The organism is Angelakisella massiliensis, assembly GCF_900104675.1.
Taxonomy (GTDB): Bacteria; Bacillota; Clostridia; order Oscillospirales; family Ruminococcaceae; genus Angelakisella; species Angelakisella massiliensis.
This window is the reverse complement of the sequence record NZ_LT629945.1, coordinates 689,495-711,237: the sequence shown is the minus strand read 5'-3', so window position 1 is coordinate 711,237 and position 21,743 is coordinate 689,495. Positions and strand designations below refer to the sequence as shown.

General features: G+C 56.2%; 16 protein-coding genes. 6 read left to right on the top strand and 10 right to left on the bottom strand.

Annotated features, from left to right (window positions below):
* Positions 1-393: 393 nt before the first annotated feature.
* The 6 genes from citF to BQ5383_RS08630 all read right to left on the bottom strand — a co-directional run bounded on the left by citF (position 394) and on the right by BQ5383_RS08630 (position 6,942).
* Positions 394-1,800, bottom strand: a complete 1,407-nt coding sequence (gene citF, locus BQ5383_RS08655) for a citrate lyase subunit alpha (RefSeq protein WP_071431147.1) — start codon at positions 1,798-1,800, stop codon at positions 394-396.
* On the bottom strand, positions 1,797-2,675 hold the full coding sequence (locus tag BQ5383_RS08650) for an HpcH/HpaI aldolase/citrate lyase family protein (protein ID WP_071431145.1): 879 nt from the start codon (positions 2,673-2,675) through the stop codon (positions 1,797-1,799). The genes citF and BQ5383_RS08650 overlap by 4 nt, the downstream gene beginning before the upstream one ends.
* Positions 2,676-2,678: 3 nt before the next feature.
* On the bottom strand, positions 2,679-2,948 hold the full coding sequence (gene citD, locus BQ5383_RS08645; protein WP_071431143.1) for a citrate lyase acyl carrier protein: 270 nt from the start codon (positions 2,946-2,948) through the stop codon (positions 2,679-2,681).
* A 118-nt stretch (positions 2,949-3,066) separates the two neighbouring features.
* Positions 3,067-4,389, bottom strand: coding sequence for a 2-hydroxycarboxylate transporter family protein (locus BQ5383_RS08640; RefSeq protein ID WP_071431141.1), 1,323 nt, complete (start codon positions 4,387-4,389; stop codon positions 3,067-3,069).
* A 220-nt stretch (positions 4,390-4,609) separates the two neighbouring features.
* Entirely contained in the window at positions 4,610-5,290 is a 681-nt protein-coding gene (locus BQ5383_RS08635; RefSeq protein ID WP_071431139.1) for a response regulator, read from the bottom strand.
* Positions 5,290-6,942, bottom strand: a complete 1,653-nt coding sequence (locus tag BQ5383_RS08630) for an ATP-binding protein (protein ID WP_071431137.1) — start codon at positions 6,940-6,942, stop codon at positions 5,290-5,292. The genes BQ5383_RS08635 and BQ5383_RS08630 overlap by 1 nt, the downstream gene beginning before the upstream one ends.
* Before the next feature lie 351 nt (positions 6,943-7,293).
* Here BQ5383_RS08630 and BQ5383_RS08625 point away from each other — a divergent pair, with 351 nt between their 5' ends.
* From BQ5383_RS08625 to BQ5383_RS08605, 5 genes are all read left to right on the top strand, one after another.
* Positions 7,294-7,506 (top strand): FeoA family protein, encoded by a 213-nt coding sequence (locus BQ5383_RS08625; RefSeq protein WP_071431135.1) that lies wholly within the window; start codon positions 7,294-7,296, stop codon positions 7,504-7,506.
* Between the two features lie 113 nt (positions 7,507-7,619).
* Entirely contained in the window at positions 7,620-9,626 is a 2,007-nt protein-coding gene (gene feoB, locus BQ5383_RS08620; RefSeq protein ID WP_071431133.1) for a ferrous iron transporter B, read from the top strand.
* A 24-nt stretch (positions 9,627-9,650) separates the two neighbouring features.
* Positions 9,651-9,851: a FeoB-associated Cys-rich membrane protein gene (locus BQ5383_RS21335; RefSeq protein WP_071431131.1), complete on the top strand. Its 201-nt coding sequence runs from the start codon at positions 9,651-9,653 to the stop codon at positions 9,849-9,851.
* A 260-nt stretch (positions 9,852-10,111) separates the two neighbouring features.
* The gene (locus BQ5383_RS08610) at positions 10,112-10,498 is read left to right on the top strand and encodes a BlaI/MecI/CopY family transcriptional regulator (protein WP_071431129.1); all 387 of its coding nucleotides are present in this window, start codon (positions 10,112-10,114) and stop codon (positions 10,496-10,498) included.
* 3 nt (positions 10,499-10,501) lie between these two features.
* Positions 10,502-12,565 carry a M56 family metallopeptidase gene (locus tag BQ5383_RS08605; protein WP_071431128.1) on the top strand — a complete coding sequence of 688 codons (2,064 nt, stop codon included), beginning with the start codon at positions 10,502-10,504 and terminating at the stop codon, positions 12,563-12,565.
* A 469-nt stretch (positions 12,566-13,034) separates the two neighbouring features.
* On the opposite strand, the gene rpoD is transcribed toward BQ5383_RS08605, so the two are convergent.
* The 4 genes from rpoD to yfbR all read right to left on the bottom strand — a co-directional run bounded on the left by rpoD (position 13,035) and on the right by yfbR (position 17,650).
* Entirely contained in the window at positions 13,035-14,111 is a 1,077-nt protein-coding gene (gene rpoD / locus BQ5383_RS08600) for an RNA polymerase sigma factor RpoD (RefSeq protein WP_071431126.1), read from the bottom strand.
* Positions 14,112-14,122: 11 nt separating this feature from the next.
* On the bottom strand, positions 14,123-15,880 hold the full coding sequence (gene dnaG / locus BQ5383_RS08595) for a DNA primase (protein ID WP_071431124.1): 1,758 nt from the start codon (positions 15,878-15,880) through the stop codon (positions 14,123-14,125).
* Between the two features lie 30 nt (positions 15,881-15,910).
* Complete coding sequence (locus BQ5383_RS08590) at positions 15,911-16,915, bottom strand: deoxyguanosinetriphosphate triphosphohydrolase (RefSeq protein WP_071431121.1); 1,005 nt, start codon at positions 16,913-16,915, stop codon at positions 15,911-15,913.
* Positions 16,916-17,080: 165 nt separating this feature from the next.
* Complete coding sequence (yfbR, locus tag BQ5383_RS08585) at positions 17,081-17,650, bottom strand: 5'-deoxynucleotidase (protein WP_071431119.1); 570 nt, start codon at positions 17,648-17,650, stop codon at positions 17,081-17,083.
* 966 nt (positions 17,651-18,616) lie between these two features.
* Here yfbR and BQ5383_RS08575 point away from each other — a divergent pair.
* The gene (locus BQ5383_RS08575) at positions 18,617-21,166 is read left to right on the top strand and encodes a YfhO family protein (RefSeq protein ID WP_071431115.1); all 2,550 of its coding nucleotides are present in this window, start codon (positions 18,617-18,619) and stop codon (positions 21,164-21,166) included.
* Positions 21,167-21,743: the final 577 nt, after the last annotated feature.

The following is a 21,743-nucleotide window of genomic DNA, read 5'->3' as shown; positions in this document are numbered from 1 at the left end:
ATCCCTCCTGTAGTCGAATGATATTAGACTAACGATAGTCTAACACGATTAGACAACCTTGTCAAGCTGGAAAATGTGCGGCTGATTGCCTCAACCAGGCCCGGCGGCAGAAAGGATGCGGCAGGGAACCCAAACCAGGGGTGTTTCCCCAAAAAGAAAAAGTCCTTTTGGAAGAGAAAGGACTTTGAATATGGTTTTATATTGCAGGACGACTTGTACTCAAAGATGAAGAGGCAGCACGCAGGGGAAAGCACCGTCATCCAGCATCAGCTTCTGAAAAAAACCAGCGCCCTCCCGGATTTCTCCAGGAAGGCGCTGTGTAGGAGGTAAACGCCATGGAAGGGTAAAATCCATGGCTGACAGGGGAGCAGAAAAACAGTGGGTGAGAAGGAATCAGCTGCGCACCTGATAGATGTGGTCGATGATGCTGCCGTCCCGATAGCGGACATCCGCTACCACCCGGTCGCCCAGCTCCAGGGGCCTGGGGATACCGGTGAGCTTTTCCGCCCGGGCTTTCAGCTCATGGATATCCACCACCGGCAATCCGGCGGCCACCAGCTGCTCCCGGAGATCTCCCCGGGCAGGATTGACGGCGATGCCCTTCTGGGTCACCAGTACATCCACGGTGCTGCCGGGTGTGGAGACAGTAAGCACATGGTCCACCACGATGGACAGACGGGCACGGCTGAGAGGAGCGATGATCATAGCCATCTTGGCTCCCGCAGCGGTATCGCTGTGGCCGCCGCTGCCGCCCATGATGTAGCCGTTGGAATCGGTATGGACATTGACGTTAAAGTCGGTATCGATCTGGGTCGCGCCCAAAATCACCACGTCCAGACTGTCCACCGCGGCGCTCTTGGCGATGGGGCTGGCGTAATGGGAGGCGCTCACTTCCATATGGGCGGGATTTTCCCGGATGGACTGCACCGCCCCCAGATCAAAGCACTGGACGTCCAGCAGGGACTGGAAGCATCCGGCGTTGAGCATATCCACCATATAGCCGGTGATGCCGCCCATACCGTAGCTGCCCTTGATGTTTTTCCGCAGCATGATATCCTTCAGATATTTTGCCGCGGCCAGGGAAGCGCCGCCGGCGCCGGTCTGGAAGGAAAAACCGTCCTTGAGCAGGCCGGAAGCGTCGATGACCTTGGCGGCGTAATCCGCCATCACCAGGCCCACAGGGTCACGGGTGATGCGGGTGGTGCCGCTGACGATGCCGGCGGGATCTCCGATGCGGTCCACCTGTACCACATAGTCCACATAGATTTCAGGAATGGAGAAATCATGGAGGGGATAATCCACCAGATTATCGGTGATCACCACCACTTTTTTGGCATACATGGCGTCAGCAAAAGCGTAGCCCAGGGAGCCGCAGGCGGAAGGACCGTATTTACCGGAGCAGTTGCCCATGTTATCGCTGGTGGGGGCGGCGATGAAGGCCACATCAATGGGGGATTGGCCGCTTTCAATATCGGCAGGGCGTCCGCCGTGGCTGCGGAAAACCATGGGTTTGGCCAGAACGCCTTCGGAAATAGCCCGGCCAACAGTGCCGCTCATATAGTCGGTTTCCAGGCCGGTGACCACGCCGTTGCGGATGTGCTCCACCAGGGGGGCGTGAATTTCAAAGAGGGAACTGGCGTTGACGGTCAGATCTTTGATCCCCAGCTCTGCCGCTGCCTCCAGCACCATGTTCAGTACAAAATCGCCGTTTCTCAGGTGATGGTGAAAGGAAATGGTCATCCCATCCTTCAGGCCGCTGAGACGGACCGCTTCCTTGACAGATGATACCAGCTTGTTCATGCCTGAACACCTCCTCCAATGGCTGCCGCCATAGCCAGCACCTGCTGGGCTCTGGTGACGATGGGCTTGTCGATCATTTTTCCGTGGAGGGAAACCGCGCCCTTACCCTGGGCCTTGGCCTCCTCGATGATGGCCAGTACCTCCCGGGCATAGGCGATCTCCTTCTCGGTGGGGCTGAACACCTGGTTGATGCCGCTCACATGGCGGGGAGAGATGGAAGCCTTGCCGGAGAAGCCCAGAGACTTGGCCAGCCGCGCGTCTGCCACCAGCCCCTCATCGTCATTGACGTCGGTGAAGGGAGTGTCGTAAACGTCGATCTCGGCGGCCCGGGCGGCGGAGACCATGCGGGAGCGGGCATAGGCGATCTCGCTGCCCTCTTTGGTACGGACGCAGCGCATATCGGCAGTCAGGTCCTCGGCCCCCAGGAACATTGCCACCACACGGGGGTCGCTGCGGGCGATCTCAAAGGCGTTCTCCACACCCAGGGTGGTTTCGATGAGGGGAATCAGCTTGACAGTGCCCGGTTCCATACCGTTGCGGCGCTCCACTTCCTCCATATAGCGGGAAACCTGCCGGACATACTCCGCCCCGCTGACCTTGGTTGGCATGATGAGATCGGGTTTGAGGGGGATGACCTCATCCAGATCTTCTTTCCAGAAGCCGGTGTCGTCTACGGCATTGATGCGGATGATGATCTCGCATCCCTGATAATCCAGGGTACGGATGGCGTTGCGCACCAGGATACGGGCGGCATCCTTCTCATCGGGGGAAACAGCGTCCTCCAGGTCCAGGATGATGGCGTCCGCTCCCAGAATGTCGCCGTTCTGGAGCATATTGGGATTATTTCCCGGAAGAAAAAGCATGGATCTTCTCATATCTTACGCCTCCTTTGCCGCGCGCTTGAGAGCGGTTTCCACTCTGGCCCGGATGGTGCAGTCCAAAGCGCCCCGATCCACCGCGGAAATGACCGCGTCGGTTACCCCCAATCCCTCAGCGACCGAGCGGATGGTTTCCACAATGGAGGGACCAAACTGTTGATAAACGATGGATTCCAGCTGGATTTCCACCTGACCCTTGCCGGGAGCGGCCTGGACGTAAATATCGCTGGATTCCAGTGTGCCTGCGGCAGCACTGCGGTTAAGTTTCATCAGTAAAGCACTTCCTTTCCTTCTGTGGGAAAAATTCCCGGGGAAATCGCCGCAGCCCGCCTGTTGTCAGGCAGGCTGCGGGGTATGAGTTGATGAGAAGATGAATCCGTTTTTTCAATCAGCCCAAGCCGAACAGTCTCAGCAGGAAGCTGGACAGGAGCAGCATGAAAGCGCCGCCGATACGGGAGGAGATCTGCGCGAAAGGCATCAGGTTCATACGGCCGGCAGCGGAAAGTACCGCTACGTCGCCGGTACCGCCCATGTTGGCCATGCACAGGCCGGCGGTGATGGAGGATTCAATGGGATAGAAGCCCACCAGACGGCCTACCACCGCGGAACCAATCACAGCGCCGACTACGGTGACGAACACCAGGATGACGTAAGCGCCGGAGAAAGCGGAGAGGACTTCGCCCAGGTCGGTATAGGTGATACCCACGCCGATGAGGAGGGCGGAAGTGAGGTTGGACATCATAAAATTGAACCACTGATGGCAGCAGATCTCAAACTTTTCGGGGACAAGGCCCAAGATCTTCATCGCAGCCACAGCCAGGATCATCCAGGCGTAGGAGTGGATAGCGGGGACAAATTTGCCGATGATGGTGCCGATATTGAAAAAGGCGGTGGACATCAGCAGGCCGATGCCCAGATTGCGCATGGTAATGGCCATGGTGTCCTTGAGATTTTCTCTGTCGGCATCGGAGCTGTCGTTGATCCGATTGACCATCAGCTGGCCTTCACCGGAAAGGGAGGGCTTCTTTTTGCCCAACCGGTCCAGCAGGCCGCCAAAGACAATAGCCAGCGCATTGCCCAAAGCCACAGCGGGAACCATTACAGACAGCAGGGATTCAGCGCTTTGACCGGTTTCGCTGGCAAAGATCTGGGAGAGGGGAACCGCGCCGGCGCCCATACCGCCGCCCATGATGGGGATAGCCACGAAGAACATGGCCTGCTCACCGCCGTAGCCGATGAGGGTGCCCACGATGTAGGCAAGGCCCAGGGCGCAGATAACGCCGCCGATGATGGCAGGGAGATAACGGACCGCCGCGTTGATCAGCAGCTTCCGGTTCATGCCAAGGATGGAGCCGGTGATGAGGGCGGCAATATAAAAGTCCAGGAAATTACTGTTTTTCATGAAGTTGTTGACCACTTCCACAGTGCCTTCACCGATCAGACCAAAGTAGAGCAGTGCGGCAGAGCCGAAGATGACCACGATGGGACCGCCGCCCAGATAGGTTTTGACAATGGGCAGATGGTCGCCGATGTAGCTGAGGATGGTGCCGGTAACGATCATGAAGGAAAAGCCGCCGATCATATTGTTGGGCAGCGTTCCCAGAAAGGCGGAGAGCAGCACGATGGCTGTCAGCACCAGGAACATGGGCCAGGGCATCCCGAACAGCTCCAGGCCGGAACTTTTCTTTGCTTCCAGAGATGAAGCAGACATGACGAAAACCTCCTTTTGATACACACAACTCTGCCGCACCAGGACGCGGCTCAGTCTTTGTGTAATCAGGATAACATTTCCCTCCGTCTGCTTAAATATTTAGCTTTTATAAATAAAGTTTAATTCATAAAATTTGTTTCGTTATAATTTTAACGTTATAAGAGCTATTTCTTTTTTCTATCCCCGGCAGATGGCCCGCTCAGCTGTACCTTTTACCCATTTACCGAAGCCGCCGGTACCGATAGGTAGGCCGCCCCACCGTTCCATACTCGATTTGGAGCACCACCTCTCCGATGGAGGCCAGGTAGTCCAGATATCTTCTGGCGGTGGATTTGGAAATCGCCAGCTGCTGCATCAGATCCTCCGGGGAAATAAGATCGCTTTCGCAGCTGCGGACACATTCCCGGACATAGTCCAGGGTCTTTTCATGAAGTCCCTTCTGAATCTGTCCGTGATCGCTTTTGCCGCCCCCCAACAGCTGGTCCACCTCTTCCTGGGTGGCTTCCCGGTGCTGTTCGTGAAGGCACTGGTAGCGGTGACGGTATGTTTCCAGCGTGGCTTTGAAGCGGTCATAACCGAAGGGCTTGATCAGATAATCCACGGCCCCCAGCTTCAGTGCCCGGTCAATCATCTGTTTATCCTTGGCGGCTGTGAGAAAAATGGCGTCGGCGTCTATTCCCCGGCTCCGGCATTCCCGCAGCAGCTCCACCCCATTCATCACCGGCATATAGATATCCAGTATCAGCAGCTCCACTTTACAGCGGGCCAACTGGCGCAGGGCGTCGCTGCCGCTGCCGGCCCGGGCCGCAATGGAAAAGCCGGGAATACTTTGAATATAGCCGCAGGTGATCTCCATGACCATGGGATCGTCTTCCACTACCATCACATGAATTTCCGCCATCAGTATTCCTCCTCCTGCTGTGCGCTCCAGGGAAGCGTCACCCAAAAGATGGTTTGGATATCCGGGCGTGATTCCGCCCGGATGGTGCCTCCCGCCATCTCCACCTCCCGGCATACCAGATACAGGCCGGTGCCCCGGTCCGGACCTTTGGTGGAAAAGCCCCGGGTGAAGATTTTGGACAGGTTTTCCGGGGCGATGCCGGGCCCATTGTCCTCCACCCGGATTTCCAGACCCTTTTCATCCTGCCGTACCAGTACAACGGTTTTTCCGCCATGGTCGGCAACGGTGCGGCAGGACTCCACACTGTTATCGATGAGATTGCCCAGAATGGTCACCAGCGAGTGCTCCTGCTCTGCCTGAGGGAGCTGAGGAAGCCAACAGTCTTCCTGAATGACCAGTTCCACTCCCTGCTCCCGGCAATAGCTCAGCTTGCCGGTCAGCAGGCCGGCGATCACCGGGTCCTTGAACCGGCGGATGACCCGTTCTCCATTTTCCCGGTCGTCATTTTGCAGATGAAGAATAAAGTTTTTGGCCCGTTCCACCTCTCCCAGCTCCAGCAGCCCCAGCACCACATGGAAACGGTTCATGTATTCATGGGAACGAGCCCGCATGGCAGCTACCAGCTGTTTGATGCCTGTCATCTCTTCCGCCAAGCGGGTCAGCTGTGTCTTATCCTGGAAGGTGGCGATAGCTCCTACAACCTTGCCGTCCTGCCGCAGGGGGATTCGGTTGGTAATGATGATCAGGCTGCCCAGCCGCTGCTCCTGGTTGTATTCCGGCTTGCCGTTTTCCAGCACCTCCGGCAAACGGGTGGTAGGCATTACCTGTGCAATGTCCACCCCAAGGCCCTGCTCATCCCCAATACCGATCAGCTGCCGGGCCCGCTGGTTGATCAGGGTAACCTGGCAGCGGGCGTCAATGGCCACTACCCCCTCATGAAGCGCTTCCAGCATTCCTTCGTGCTCCCGGTACAGGCGGGCCAGTTCTTCAGGCTCCTTGTCCAGCAGCTCCTTTTTCAGGCCCCGGGCCAGCAAAATCGCTCCCATGGTGCCCAGGATCAGTCCCGTAACCAAAAAAAGCCCGGACAGGAGAACCACTTCATGACGCTCCTCGATCAGAGATTCTTCCATGGTGCCTACGGTGACATATCCAACCTGTACACCCTCTCTGGTGCAGATGGGTACAAAGGCCCGAACAGAAACGCCCAGAGTACCTTCAGCGGTGGAAACATACCGCTCTCCCCGTTCCACCACGGCAGCCTCGTCTCCGCCCACCATGGTGGAGCCGATTTCCAGAGGATTTGGATGAGAATAGCGGATGGAATCCATGTCGCAGACTACCACCAGGCTGACATCAGTAATATACTGGGTCAGACTTTGGCTCAAAGCCTGAATGGCTCCCTCAGCACTGGGCTCAGTCCATTGCAGGTCGTTGATGACGGTGGGATTCTGGGCCACAATATCTGCCACATTGAATAACAGGTCCCGAATCTCCTCCTCTTTGTTCCGGATCATCCGGTTGGTTCCCAGAGCAGCCGTTACAGAAACAGACAACAGCACGATGGAACAAATCCACAGTGTCAGCCTGGTCTGAAGGCACAGATGACGAAAAAATTCTCCCAGCCCTGATGGGGCTTTTTTATTTTCCCTCATCTTTCCAGTCCCTCCTGTTGTGAATGTGCTTCTTTCAAGCAGGTCAAGTTTAAAAAACAGTGCTGTTTCATTGTAACCAGGGTGTTTGACCCTGTCAAGGTTCCTCCCCCACAGGAGAGGGGAACAAAGTCTTTTCCCCTGGGGGAAAAGCAGCTGTTTTGAGGCAATGGTTCCACAGGCGGCTGACGGCCCGGTCCGGCCATCCATGAATTGTGTGCTGCTTCAATTTATGGGACGTGGGGGTAAAAAGAAAAAATAAAATATGAGAAAAAGGGATTGACAAAGGGGAGGAGGGATGCTATATTGTAACGTAGTTAGTCAGAGCTAACCTGAATGGAAGGAGGAAATCCCATGAATTTGACAAACGCTCAGGAAGGCAAGGAATATATCATCCGGGCAATTGAGACGGATGATGAGGAAATGGATGCGTTCCTGTTTTCGCTGGGATGTTACACCGGGGAGCCGATCACGGTGATTTCCCACCTGAAAGGCGGCTGCGTTGTATCCATCAAAGACGGACGATATAACATCGACCATCAGCTGGCCTCGGCGATTCTGATTTAAAAATCAGGACAGCTGTTTTCAGCTGCTTTTTTTCACCATACGATTAGCCGCAGCTAACTTTAAGGCGACCCTTTTGGCAGTCTGATCCAAATGCATCATGAGGAGGAGTCAAAATGAGAATTGCTTTGACGGGCAATCCCAACAGCGGTAAGACCACCATGTACAACGCTCTTACCGGCAGAAATGAACGTATCGGCAACTGGGCCGGCGTGACCGTGGAGAAGAAAGAGAGCCCCATTAAAAAGAATTTCTATGGGGGAGCGGAAGAACTCATCGCCGTGGACCTGCCCGGCGCTTACTCCATGTCTCCCTTTACCTCCGAAGAGAGCATCACCAGCGGATATGTGAAAAATGAGCATCCCGATGCCATCATCAATATTGTGGATGCCACCAATCTCAGCCGAAGCCTGTTTTTCACCACCCAGCTGCTGGAACTGGGAATTCCCATGGTGGTTGCCCTGAACAAGAGCGATATCAATGAGAAAAAAGGCACGAAAATAGATACCGAAAAGCTTTCTTCCCTGTTGGGCTGCCCGGTGGTGGCCACCGTTTCCACCTCCGCCAGCGGCAACGGCTTGACGGAAGTGGTGCGCACTGCCGCTTCTCTTCTGGGACAGCACCAGCAAGCGCCTTATCATCAGGGAAATATCTCTCTCAACAGCAAAGCGGAGGTGGAGGCCGCTGACCGGAAGCGGTTTGAGTTTGTCAACGGAATTGTGGCAAAAGTGGAGACACGGAAGGTCCTCACCCGGGAAAAGAACACCCAGGATAAGATCGACGACATCCTCACCAACAAGTGGTTGGGAATCCCCATCTTCGCGGTGGTGATGTTCCTGGTCTTTGATATCTCCCAGTCCACGCTGGGGCCTGCCATTGCGGATATTCTGGTTGGCTGGATCGAAGGATTTCAGGGTACTGTGGCGGGCATGGTGGAAAATAGCTCTCCGCTGCTCCAGGCCCTGCTGGTGGACGGCATCATCGGCGGCGTAGGCGCTGTGGTGGGCTTCCTGCCCCTGGTGATGGTGATGTACTTCCTCATCTCCCTGCTGGAGGACTGCGGCTATATGGCCCGGGTGAGCGTGGTGCTGGACCCCATCTTCAAGAAAGTGGGCCTTTCCGGAAAGTCTGTTATCCCCTTTGTCATCACCACCGGCTGCGCCATTCCCGGCATCATGGCCTGCCGCACCATCCGCAATGATCGGGAGCGGAAAGCCACCGCCATGCTGGCCCCCTTTATGCCCTGCGGAGCGAAGCTGCCGGTAATCGCCCTGTTCGCGGGAGTATTCTTCTCCAATGCCTCCTGGGTAGGTACGCTGATGTATTTTGCCGGTATTCTGCTGATCTTCCTGGGCGCTTTGCTGGTCAATAAGATCGCCGGATACAAGAACCGCAAATCCTTCTTTATCATCGAGCTGCCGGAATACAAGATCCCCAGCCTCAAGCGGGCGTTCCTGTCCATGTGTTCCCGTGGCTGGGCCTATATCGTCAAGGCGGGTACCATTATCCTGCTGTGCAACACCGCTGTCCAGATCATGCAAAGCTTCAACTGGAGCTTCCAGCTGGTGGAGGAAGGCCAGGAGAGCACTTCCATCCTGGCGTCCATCGCTTCTCCCTTCGCGCTGCTGCTGATCCCCCTGGGCTTTGGAGCCTGGCAGCTGGCTGCCGCCGCCGTCACCGGCTTTATCGCCAAGGAAAACGTGGTAGGTACCCTGGCTGTTGTGTACGGCATTACCAACTTTATTGATGTGGATGAACTGGTATTGGTCCATGGCGCCGATCAGGTGGCGGCTGTTTTCGGTATCTCCACTGTGGCAGCGCTGGCCTATCTGATGTTCAACCTCTTCACGCCTCCCTGCTTTGCGGCCATCGGCGCCATGAATTCCGAAATCAAGGACAAAAAGTGGCTGCTGGGAGGAATCTGCCTCCAGCTGGGTACCGGTTATACGGTGGCGTTCCTGGTTTACCAGATCGGCACACTGCTGACCACAGGCTCTGTTGGCACCGGCTTTGTTCCCGGTTTGATCGCTGTAGCGGCTATGGTGGGTATCGTGATTTATCTCATTAAAAAGACCGATGCCAGCCTGGCTGCGGAATATGCCCTGGGTGCCGCAGCTAAATAAGATCTCCCGGAAGGAGTATGGATTATGATGGATTTTATTCTCATCGCAGTCATTCTGCTAATTGTGGCCGCGGCGGCGGGATATGTCATCAAGGCTAAAAAAAGCGGAGCCAAGTGCATCGGCTGCCCGGTGGAAGGGGGCTGCTGCTCCCACCATCAGTCCCATACCGGCTCCTGCTGCCATGGCTGCGGCGGTGCGGACAGCTCCCGCCTCAAAGACAAGTAAATAGCCATTACCTTCAGAAAACGCCTCCGCTCTCTTTTTGTAGAGCGGGGGCGTTTTGCTGTCGAAAGTTGAACAGTTTGCTTGATTCGTGATCAAATTCGGCGTTGATTTGTCCGGTATTTGCTGGGAAAGGACCACTGAATGGTTCCGGCGAAAATTTTATACAGGGGATAGTTGACAGAGATATTACACAGCTGTATAATAAAACCAGTGAATCTACATTTGTATAATATTATACTTTTGTATTGGATGGATAGTCTATGACCATACCAAAAAAGAAGCTGAGCGACAGCGAACTGGAGATTATGCTGGCAGTCTGGGATGCGGGACGCCCCATCACCGGCAGCGAAATTTTGCAGCAGATCCGGCAGAAGCGTACCTGGGCCCTCTCCACCCTGATGACGGTGTTGGCACGCTTGGTGGAAAAGGGATATCTCGCCTGCGACCGCAGTACCAGAAACAACCTCTATTCCCCGCTGGTGGAGGAGGAGGAGTACAAGGAAGAGGAAAGCCGCAGTTTTCTGCACCGGATGTACGGAAACTCCCTTCCCAGCCTGATTTCCTGTCTGTACAAAAGCGGGGCTATTGGGGACAAGGATCTGGAGGAGCTTCAGGACTTTCTGGACCAGGCGCAGAAGGAGGAGTGAGGGGTGGAAAAGATTTTTTTCACGCTGCTGGAAATCTCCGCCGGAACCTCGGTGGTGATTCTGGTGGTCCGCCTTTTGTCCGCCCGTATCAACCGTACCTTTGTGGCCCGGTGGAAATATTGGCTGTGGCTGGTGTTGGCGGTACGGCTGCTGATTCCATGGAATCCTGATTTTTCCGCCGCCCCCGCCAGGGTGGAAGTGAATATTCCGGAAGTCTCCATCAGCGCTCCGGCACAGCCGCCCCAGGAGATCCCCCCCACCTCTCCCGCCACTCCCGGTGTATCGCCGGGGCTGTCTGAGACTGCCGCCGCCCCCATGACCACCATTGATCTGCTGTGGAGCCTGTGGATTCTGGGAATGGTGCTGTTTGGGCTGTGGCACCTGCTGTCCTATCTTCATTTCCAAAGGAATGTTTTCCGCTGGAGCCGTCCCGTGGAGAAGGAAAGTCCCCTGGCCGCCGCCCTGGGACAGGTTTCCGAGGCCATGGGTGTTGGCGCCGGTATTCGCCTTTTATTCAACAATCAGCTGCAAAGTCCGTTGATGTTCGGTTTTTTCCGGCCTGTGCTGGTCCTTCCCAGAAGAGACTACCAGCGGGAGGAGCTGTTCTTCATCCTGCGCCATGAGCTGACCCATTACAAGCGGCGGGATATCTGGTACAAGGCGCTGCTGCTGGCAGCCAATACGGTCCACTGGTTTAACCCGGTGATCTGGCTGATGGTCCGAAACGCCGACAGGGATTTGGAGATATCCTGCGACGCGGCGGTAGTGGCGGGAGCGGATAAAGAGACCCGCCGCCTGTACAGTGAGGTGATCCTGGCCAACATCCGCCGGGAGCCACTGGTAGCAACAGTATTGTCCACTCATTTTTATGGAGGCAAGGAAACGATGAAAGAACGATTTGCCAATATCCTCAACACCAAAAAACGCCGCACAGGAGTGGTTGTTTTCGCGGCGGTGCTGCTGTGTGCATTGCTCATCGGCGGTCTGGTGGCCTGCGGCGCTCAGCCGGAGGAATCGTCGGAACCATCACAGTCGGATTCTCCCGCCGTATCCACCGCTGATGACCAGGAGGTACTGGAAGCGGCACTGGAGGCCATTACGCTGGAAAACTATCCCCACTCCAGCGAGGATACCATTGAAAAATTCAAAGACCATGTACATTCTCTTTCCATCCAGGAGGCGCTGGAGCTGATGAAAGATGAGCAGATGGTGGCCTATATGCTCAATCCTTCCTACTGGACCGACCCGGAGGTGGAGGCGGCGCTGGAAACCATTACGCTGGAAAACTATCCTTACTCCAGCGAAAACGCCATCCAGCAATTTAAAAATTATGTTCTCAGCCAGCCCACAGAGGATGCGCTGACCCTTCTTCAGGATCAGCAGATGGTAGCCTATATGCTCAATCCCTCTTACTGGACCGACCCGGAGGTGGAAGCGGCGCTGGAAGCCGTTACGCCTCAGGCATATCCCGATGTTTCCCAAGAGGTATTGGACCGACTGAAGGACTATATCCGCACCCTCTCCAAGGAAGAAGCGCTGGCATTGCTGGGAAGCCCGGATCAGCTGGCTCCCATGCTGGAGGAGAGTTACTGGGGTATCGAGCCGGAACCTGAATCCCAGGGATTTACCGCCACAGCCGCCAACAGCTGGGATTACGCCCCGGATCAAAGCGGTATCCCCACTGACCAAATCTGGGCAACAGAGGATCAGCTGGATGCTTATCAGCAGCTGATCAGCGGGCTGAACCTGTCCGGCCTTACCAACTTGACCGCCCTCAATATACCCGGCAGCACCCCCCAGTCCGTCCCCATGAGTGAGGAGGACGCCGCATGGATCGTTTCCCAGCTGAGCGGGTTGGAGCTGGCAGTCACCCAGCCCAAAAATCCAACCACTGGAGGGGCTTTGAGTATCTGCCTTCAGGGGCCGGAAACAAACGTGACCATCAGTTATGAAGGGGAGATGCTGGTCATTGCGCAGGCAGGCCAATCCTCCGCTGTGATCTTTGACGGCGCCGCCTGCGCGGAGACCATGGACGCCATCTGGGCCATGGTAATGGGAATGGTATAAAAATCAGTCTGTGATCTGAAGAACTCTTGAGATTGCCCAGACTGCTGCTGCCGGAAATCCCAGGGAACCTTACAGAAGAGAGAAAATGTTTTCCCCAGCCTTTTCCTGCATTTTCTGATATAAACTGAAACAGCCGGTTTCTGCCCTGAAAAGCAGAGGCCGGCTGTCAAACTTTTGCGAAAGCGTATTTGAGGGGATACAGCAATTTGAAGTTATAAAGTCGGGACGCGGACCTGATTTTTATATTTCCCCACGCCCATCCGGGCGCAAAACCGGAGGCATCGCCGCAGGTCTCCGTATCATCCAGGCAGCCTACCCAGAGGGTATGAGATACTCCCTGGAAATGTGCCCGAAGTTTTTGGGCACATATAAACAGCCGGTCCCTGCTTCTTACAGGCACCGGCTGTTTTGCTTAAAAATGACGAGTAAATCTCTTTTCCCGGGAAATTTGCCCCGCGGACCAAATGGATTATTCCAAAAAGTCCTTCAGACGTTTGCTGCGGCTGGGATGACGGAGCTTCCGCAGGGCCTTGGCTTCGATCTGACGGATACGCTCACGGGTGACGTTGAACTCCTTGCCCACTTCCTCCAGGGTACGGCTGCGGCCATCCTCCAGGCCAAAACGAAGCTTGAGGACCTTCTCCTCCCTGGGAGTGAGGGTGGACAGCACCTCCTCCAGCTGTTCCTTCAGGAGGGTGTGGGATGCGACATCAGAGGGAGCGGGGCTGTCATCGTCAGCGATGAAGTCTCCCAGATGGCTGTCCTCCTCCTCGCCGATGGGGGTTTCCAGGGAAACCGGCTCCTGGGCTACCCGCATGATCTCCCGCACCTTCTCCACCGGCATATCCAGCTCAGCGGCGATCTGCTCGGAGCTGGGCTCATGGCCGTTCTGATGGAGCAGCTGGGAGTTGACCTTTTTGACTTTGTTGATGGTCTCCACCATATGGACGGGGATACGGATGGTCCGGGCCTGGTCGGCAATGGCACGGGTGATGGCCTGACGGATCCACCAGGTGGCGTAGGTGGAGAACTTGAAGCCCTTGGTGTGGTCGAATTTCTCCACCGCCTTGATCAGACCCAGGTTGCCCTCCTGAATCAGATCCAAAAACTGCATTCCACGGCCCACATACCGCTTGGCGATGCTCACAACCAGACGGAGGTTGGCTTCCGACAGACGCTTTCTGGCGGCTTCATCTCCCTGGGACATCCGTACCGCCAGATCCACTTCCTCATCGGCGGACAGCAGGGGAACCCGGCCGATTTCCTTCAGATAGACCTTTACCGGGTCGTCAATGCTGATGCCTTCGGCGTAAAGGACCGATTCCAGATCTTCCTCTTTATCGGTGTTGGCGGCTACCTCGGTGGCGAAGTCCTCCACAATCTCGATATTGTAGGCCTCCAGAGTGTCGTAGAGCTTGTCTACCTGCTCCACATCAAAGTCCAGCTCTTCCAGAGCGTCGTTGATCTCCTTGGTGGAAAGCTTGCCTTTGGCCTTACCTGCTTCCAACAGGTCTTTGATGACTGATTTTTTATCCTGTGCTGCCAATGTTGTTCCTCCTATTTCTTATTGGCCGTCAGGGAGGCTATGTAGCGTCGCAGCTCGTCGTCCTCCATTTTGCCAACTTCTTCTGGTTTTTTCTCGGTTCCCACCTGCTGCAGGACCCTGATATAATCCTCCGCTTCGGCGTCGCTGATGTTTTGTCCGCCTTCCACGGTAAGAATTGCTGAAAGCCGATCCATTTCCCCTGTCTCCAGCTGCCCGGACAGGGAAAAAAGATCCGCCGGCTGACCTGCCAGCAGCCGTTCCTTTACCAGCTGGTATAACCGCCGGTCCATGGGGGAGACAAACTGCTCCTCCCGGACGCTGGTGGCTACCCGGGAGACCTGGTCGGGATTTTTCATCAGATAGGCGATGAGGCGTTCCCCTGCCAGGGCGGCCTTGGGGGAGCGCTGCCGCTCGAAATCCATCCTTCCCGCTGGGTCACGGTCGGTAAAGACCTTCAGATCCCGGGCCTCCTTTTTCTGCTCTCCGCTCCGTTTGCGTTTGAGGGCGGCTTCCAGCTGCAATACCACCGCCTGTTTGTCCACCTCCAGCTCCCGGCACACCTTGCTGATGTACACATCCCGCTGGATGGGACTGGGGGTAGCGGCCATCAGCCGCACAAACTCCTGCAAAAAGGCGATCCGCCCCTCAGCGGAGGTGACGTCATTGCGGGAGCGCAGCTGCTGGATCTGAAAGTCTAGGGCGCTTTTGCTCCCCTCCACCAGCAGCTCGAACCGCTCGGCGCCGTACTTTTTGATGAACTCGTCCGGGTCCTTGGCGCCGGTGATGGTCAGTACCCGCACCTTGATCCCGGCCTTTTCCAGGATGACGGTGTTGCGCCGCACAGCCTTCTGACCGGGACCGTCGGAATCCCCCGCCAGCACCACCGTATCGGTGTACTGTGCCAGCAGCCGGGCCTGCTCGTCGGTAAAAGCGGTGCCCAGGGCAGCCACGGCATTATCAAAGCCTGCCTGATGCATGGCGATGACATCCATGTATCCTTCCGCCAGCATCAGTTCCCCTCGTTTGGTGTTTTTGGCAAAGTTCATGGCGAAAAGGTTGCGGCTCTTTTTGAACACCGGGGTATCGGGGCTGTTGAGATATTTGGGGCCGGAGCCCTCCATGATCCGCCCGCCGAAGCCGATGACCCCGCCCCGCAGATCGATGATGGGGAAGATGACCCGGTCCCGGAAGCTGTCGTAACAGCCCCCCTTTTTGCCGGTGGCGGCCAGCCCTCCAGCGGTCATTTCCTCTATAGTGTAGCCCTTGCTTCGCAGAAAGACGGTAAGACTGTCCCAGCTGTTGGGAGCGTATCCCAGGCCGAAGCGGGTGACGGTGGCCTTGGTCAGGCCCCGCCCCACCAGATAGGCTCTGGCAGCCTTCCCTGTGGGTGACATGAGGCATTGATGAAAATAACGGGCCGCTTCCCGGTTCATTTCCAGGATCCGCATTTTCAGCCGGTGGGCGGTGTCATCCATTTGGCTTTCCGGCACTTCCATTCCCGCCCGGGCCGCCAGAAAACGGATGGCCTCCATATAATCCAGATTTTCCGCCCGGCGGATAAAGGAGATGACGTCTCCGCCAGCCCCGCATCCAAAGCAGTAGAAGGACTGGTTTTCCGGGTAAACTGTAAAGGAGGGCGTCTTTTCGGAATGGAAGGGACACAGCCCTGTGAGATTCCGTCCCCTGCGGCGGAGTTGGACATAGCCGCCGATGACCTGTTCGATATCGCTGCGGTATTTCAGCTCATTGAGAAATGCTTCCGGCAGCATGCCGCTCCCTCCCTTCTGGTTTTCTGCCCATTAGAATCCCCAGGGCTTGGGGATGAAAAAGTCTTCAAAAACCGTTACGCAGTAGCGGTCGCTCATGCTGGAGATGTAATCCACCACCGCCCGCTCGTTCCCTTCTTCTTCCCGGGTGCGGCGGTAATCCTCCGGCAGCCGGTCTGGATGAGCCATCAGGTATTCAAACAGCCGGCGGATGATCTCCTTGGCCTTTCCTTCTTCCCCCTTGGCCCGGGGGTCGTGGTATACGGTCTGGAACAAAAAGTCCCGGAGGGTTTGGTAACAGCTGAGATCCTGCGCGCCCATTTCCACCTGTCCGTCCCCGCTGTTTTGGATAATGGAAGTGATGAGGGTGGTGATCCGTTCCCCCTTGGTACGGCCCAGGCGGTACCGCACCTCCCAGGGCAGATCCTCCTCCGAAAGAATCCCGGCCCGCACAGCGTCGTCGATGTCGTGGTTCATATAGGCGATCTTGTCGGCAAAACGGACCACCTTCCCCTCAGGGGTGGCGGCCCACCGATGCCGGCTGGAATGGCAGAGGATACCGTCCCGCACCTCCCAGGTGAGGTTCAGCCCAGCTCCATCCCGCTCCAGCCGCTCCACGATGCGTACACTTTGGACGCTGTGGACAAAGGGGAAGGAAGCGCACTCGCTCAAGGCATATTCCCCCGCGTGACCGAAGGGGGTATGGCCCAGATCATGGCCCATGGCGATGGCCTCGGTCAGGTCCTCATTGAGACGCAGCCCCCGGGCGATGGTGCGGGCAACCTGCCCCACCTCCAGGGTGTGGGTCAGCCGGGTGCGGTAATGGTCCCCCTGGGGAAAAAGAAACACCTGGGTTTTGTGCATCAGCCGCCGGAAGGAATTACAGTGAATGATCCGGTCCCGGTCCCGCTGAAAGGGGGTGCGGATGGGGCACTCCTCTTCCGGGACGTCCCGCCCCCGGATACTGTCGGAAAAGGTGGCCCAGGAGGCCAGAATTTCCCGTTCCCGCTGCTGGCTCTGCTGACGGATGTGTTCCATGGGTGCCGCCTCCGCTCTGTCTCAATATTTCCGCTCCTATTAAGTATATACGATGGAAAATTGAAACTCCCTGCGTTTTTTTCAACTTTTTCTTGCTTTTTTATGGCTTTGTAATTTTTCGATGGGAATCGACGGGCTTTTTTGTCGATTTTGTATTTGCAGCCCTTACAGCTCGTCCAGGGTCATGCAGTAGGCAGGCAAAAATTCCCGCAGGAAGATCTCCGCTTCCGGCACCTCCATCTCCACCAGAGCGTCCAAGGTGGATTGATAGGCGGTGTCAAAGTCCCGGTTGCCCATTTTTCGCTCCTCCACGCACTTGATGAGGGCGGAAATTTTGTCCGCGGCCTTCACCAGCAGCCGGTACTCTCCCTCCGGCTCAAAGCAGGGGGCGAAAGCCTCTGCCAGATCCTCCGGCAATCCCTCCAGCAGCCGCTGGGCCGCCTGGGCCTCCACCGCCTTGTAGGCGTCTTTAAGGGTTTGGTTGTGATATTTCACCGGCGTGGGCAGGTCCCCGGTGATGATCTCGCTGCAATCATGATACAAAGCGTACAGCACTGCCTTGCCGCAGTCCAGGTCCCCGCCGAACCGGCTGTTGCGCAGGGCCGCCAGGCCGTGGGTGATGTAGGCCACCTCCAGGGTATGCTCGCTGAGGTTCTCCGGGACGCTGTTGCGCATCAGGCCCCAGCGGTTGATATATTTCATCCGGTTGACCATGGCGAAAAAGCTGTGATTCATCCGTCCGTCCTCCTTTGTCGCTTTCTGTCAGAACATCATAGCACACCCCCCGCCCGCACGCAAGGACCGGAAGGAAAAATATGCGGGGTTTGCTGGCGGTAGGAAAGGTCTGGGACGGAGTGGGGAATACGGGGGTTACGCCCAAAGGGACTCGTCCCTTTGGAAACCCGTTGTTGAGGCAATAGCGAGTGGGTTAGTCCAGCAAACAGCCTGCCGCTGTTTTGGCTGGTACCTTTTAGTGTGAAGGGGAACGGGTGGAGGGATGGTTTCTGCTCCTGTCTCGGCAGAGGCGATACCGCCCGCTCGCCGGTTGTCGGGGTAAAGCCCGACAATCCACTCGCTTCTTTGGTGGAAGGGTTGGCCGCCGAAGGCGGCCAAAGGGGGCGGCGGATAAACCGCCGCCCCCTCTCAGTAAACGCGGGGCGGGAGTTTGTGTCAGGGGACCTGGTGAATGCCTCAAAGGATACGATTTGCTGCAATCTGTTGCGCTGGCGGCAGCCATTTGACTGCCAGGAAATTTGCCTGCTGTTTTCCTTTTGATTTTTCCCTGAAAAAGACGCAAAATCCTCAAAAATATGCCGCTGCCAAGTATTACAATAATGGATAATGGACCAAAACACTTTGGAGAATGTTGTCCGGCGGCGGGTATTTCCTCAGGTGTTTCCTTTACCTTGACATCCCCCGGGAAAAACATTATCATGGGTCCATCCGGAAGATTTTTCCCCTGGGGCGGACTGTGGCTTTTCTGCTTTCTGAAGTGCTGAAGCAGGCTGGATTTTTCCATTCCCAGGGCAGGATTTTCCACTTTTTTGGACACTGTTATGACGGTGGAGAGGAAATGGGACAAGAGGCTTATTCCCGTTTGTTTTCCGGGCTGGCGGAGAGGGCCTTTTTCGGGCCGTGCTGCCGGCCCCAAAGGCTCTGCCCAATACTTTCCCATAACTTACAACAAAGGATGGTAAAACAATGAAACCGCTTCGTTCCCTCCGTCCCGGCAGAAATCTGGGTTTACAGGCTTTTCTGCTGGGGGTTTTTGTGGCTTTTGCTGCCTTTCTGCCCTATATCATCTATGATAAGGGGCTGTTTCTCTATTACGGGGACTTTAATGTTCAGCAGATCCCCTTCTATCAGCTGGCCAACGAAGCGGTCCGCACCGGCAACATCTGGTGGAACTGGAACACAGACCTGGGTGCGAACTTCATCGGCTCCTACAGCTTTTATTTGTTGTTCAGCCCTTTTTTCTGGCTGTCCCTGCTGGTGCCTCCGGCCTTTACTCCCTATCTGATGGCTCCGCTGCTGATGCTCAAATCCGGCTGCGCCTCCCTGACCGCCTATCTGTACCTCAAGCGCTTTGTCCGGGACCCGGAGTACGCCGTTATCGGCGGGCTGCTGTACGCCTTTTCCGGCTTTTCGGTCTACAACATCTTCTTTAACCATTTCCATGAAGTGATCGTCTTTTTCCCGCTGCTGCTCATCGGTCTGGAGGAGGCCATGACCGAAGGAAAGCGGGGACGCTTTGCCCTGGCCATCACCGTCAACGCCATGGTCAACTATTGGTTCTTTATTGGAGAAGTGTTCTTTGTGGCCTTCTACTTCTTAGTGCGCTTCACCGATCCAAAGTGGCGGCTGAGTGTGAGAAAGTTCCTGTCCCTGGCAGTGGAAGCGGTGCTGGGAATGGGCCTAGCCATGGTAGCTTTCCTTCCCTCGGTGCTGGCGGTGATGGGAAATCCACGCACCACCGCCGACAATCTGCTGCTGGGGCCTTCTCTGTGGTACTACAGCAATCCCCAGCGGTATCTGGGCATTCTTCAAAGTATTTTCTTCGCGCCGGATATGCCTGCCCTCAACAACTGGTTCCCTGACCGGGGAGCCACCTGGTCCTCCCTGTCCGCTTATATTCCTATGTTCAGCGCCGCCGGTGTCATCGCATGGCTGCGGCGGAAGAGCCCCAAAAAGGATTGGCTCAAGCGGATGCTCATCCTCTCCTTTATCATGGCCATGGTGCCCATGCTCAACCATCTGTTTGTGCTGGAAAACTACTCCTATTATACCCGCTGGTTCTATATGCCGGTGCTGCTGATGTGTCTGGCTACCGTCAAGGCCATTGAGGAATCGGGTCCGTACGGAAGCGTGGACCTGGCTGCCGCAATGCGGATCACCGCTCTGGTGATGGCGCTGTTCCTGGTGATGGTGGGCCTGACCCCCAAAAAATCCGGGGATGAATGGGTTTTTGGAATGTATCAGCATCTGGGCCGGTTCCTGGCTACAGCGGGTATCACCCTGGCCGGTTTTCTGGCGGTGGCATTGCTGCTGCGCACCAGCCGCAATCATCCTCATTTCAAGGAACGTCTCCTGTCCATGACCATGGTGGGCTGTTTTCTGTTCACCACCTGTGCCATGCTCATTGGTAAAGCAACCTATCCCAACAATCAGTGGATCTATGAAGTAGGTCTGCCGGGACGGGATCAGATGAACATGAACGAGGAAGGCGAGTTTGCCCGCAGCGATATCTACAACGGCAACGACAATCTGGGAATGTATTGGAATATTCCCAACATCCAGGCGTTCCACAGCGTGGTGCCGGTTTCCATTATGGAGTTTTACCCGGAGGTGGATGTAAAAAGGGATGTTTCCTCCAAGCCGGATGTGAAGTATCCTGAACTGCGCAGCCTCCTTTCGGTCCGTTGGCTGTATATCAAGGAAACGGAGCCGGAGCAGGATGTGATGCCTGGCTATACCCTGGTGGATCAGCGGCTGGGCTACAACATCTATCAAAACGATAATTTCATTCCCATGGGCTTTGCCTATGATTATTACATGGACGAGGACGACTGGGAGGAGATTCCCAAGGAGTACCGTTCCCGGTGTCTGCTTCGGGCCATCTATCTGGATGGAGGAGCCATCCGCCGCAACAGTGATCTGATGACCCAGGTGGACGAGGACACCTTCCTGCGGGATGTGCTCAACGAGGACTTCAGCTACGATGCCGCCCGCCGCAGTTCCATGGCCTGCGATGATTTCACCATCGACCGGGACGGCTTTACCGCCCATTCCAGCTTCGATCAGGACCGGCTTGTATTTTTCAGCGTCCCCTATGATGAGGGCTGGAGCGCCACAGTCAACGGCAAGACAGCCATCATTGAGCAGGTGAATGTAGGCTTTATGGCGGTGCGGGTCCCTGCCGGAGATGCCGAAATCCGCTTTGTCTACCGAACTCCTGGTTTGGCTTTGGGGGCAGTCATCAGTGTGATCAGCCTGCTGGCGCTGCTGTGTTACCTGTTTTTCCTGGCGCCCCGTTTCCTTGCCGAGGCTCCGGCGCTGATTCCGGACCAACTGGAGCAGGTTGCTTTTGGCGGCCCCCTGGAACAGGAGAGCGGAGAGGCGGACTATCAGCCGGGTCAGGACCATGAAGCTTCTATGCCGCCTTTGGAGGAGCTTTCGCAAGAAGCAGCACAGTCGGATCCCGATGAGGAGCTCTCCGGCCAGGAGGACGTTTCCCATAAGGAACAGGACTGACAGAGAGTTTTGAGAAAGGGCTATTCCCACCGAAACGGTTTTAGGGCAAGGGGGGCGGCGGTTTATCCGCCGCCCCCTGCGTCTGTCTAAAAACCTATCTCAAGGCACAAACAAAATTTAAAATCCTCATAAAAATCAGGACATGTGCCTGATTTTTATACCACGACCCGCGCCCATAGGGGCGCGAAACCGGGGGTATCGCCGCTGGTTTCGTCAGGAACCTGCGGCGTATCCAGGGGGACTGGGTCCCCCTGGAAGTGTGCCGAATGCCTTCGGCACACTCAGAGGGACATGTGCCTGATTTTTATACCACGACCCGCGCCCACAGGGGCGCGAAACCGGGGGTATCGCCGCTGGTTTCGTCAGGAACCTGCGGCGTATCCAGGGGGACTGGGTCCCCCTGGAAGCGTGTCGAATTTTTTCGACACGCTCAGGGGTGGGGGCGGCGGTTTATCCGCCGCCCCCACCTTTGGCCGCCGAAAGGCGGCCTGTTATTTTTACTGACAGAATGGAAATCTCCCTGTCTCTCAAAACTTTTTAACCGAAAAAAGGGCCGGAGAATCATTCTCCAGCCCCT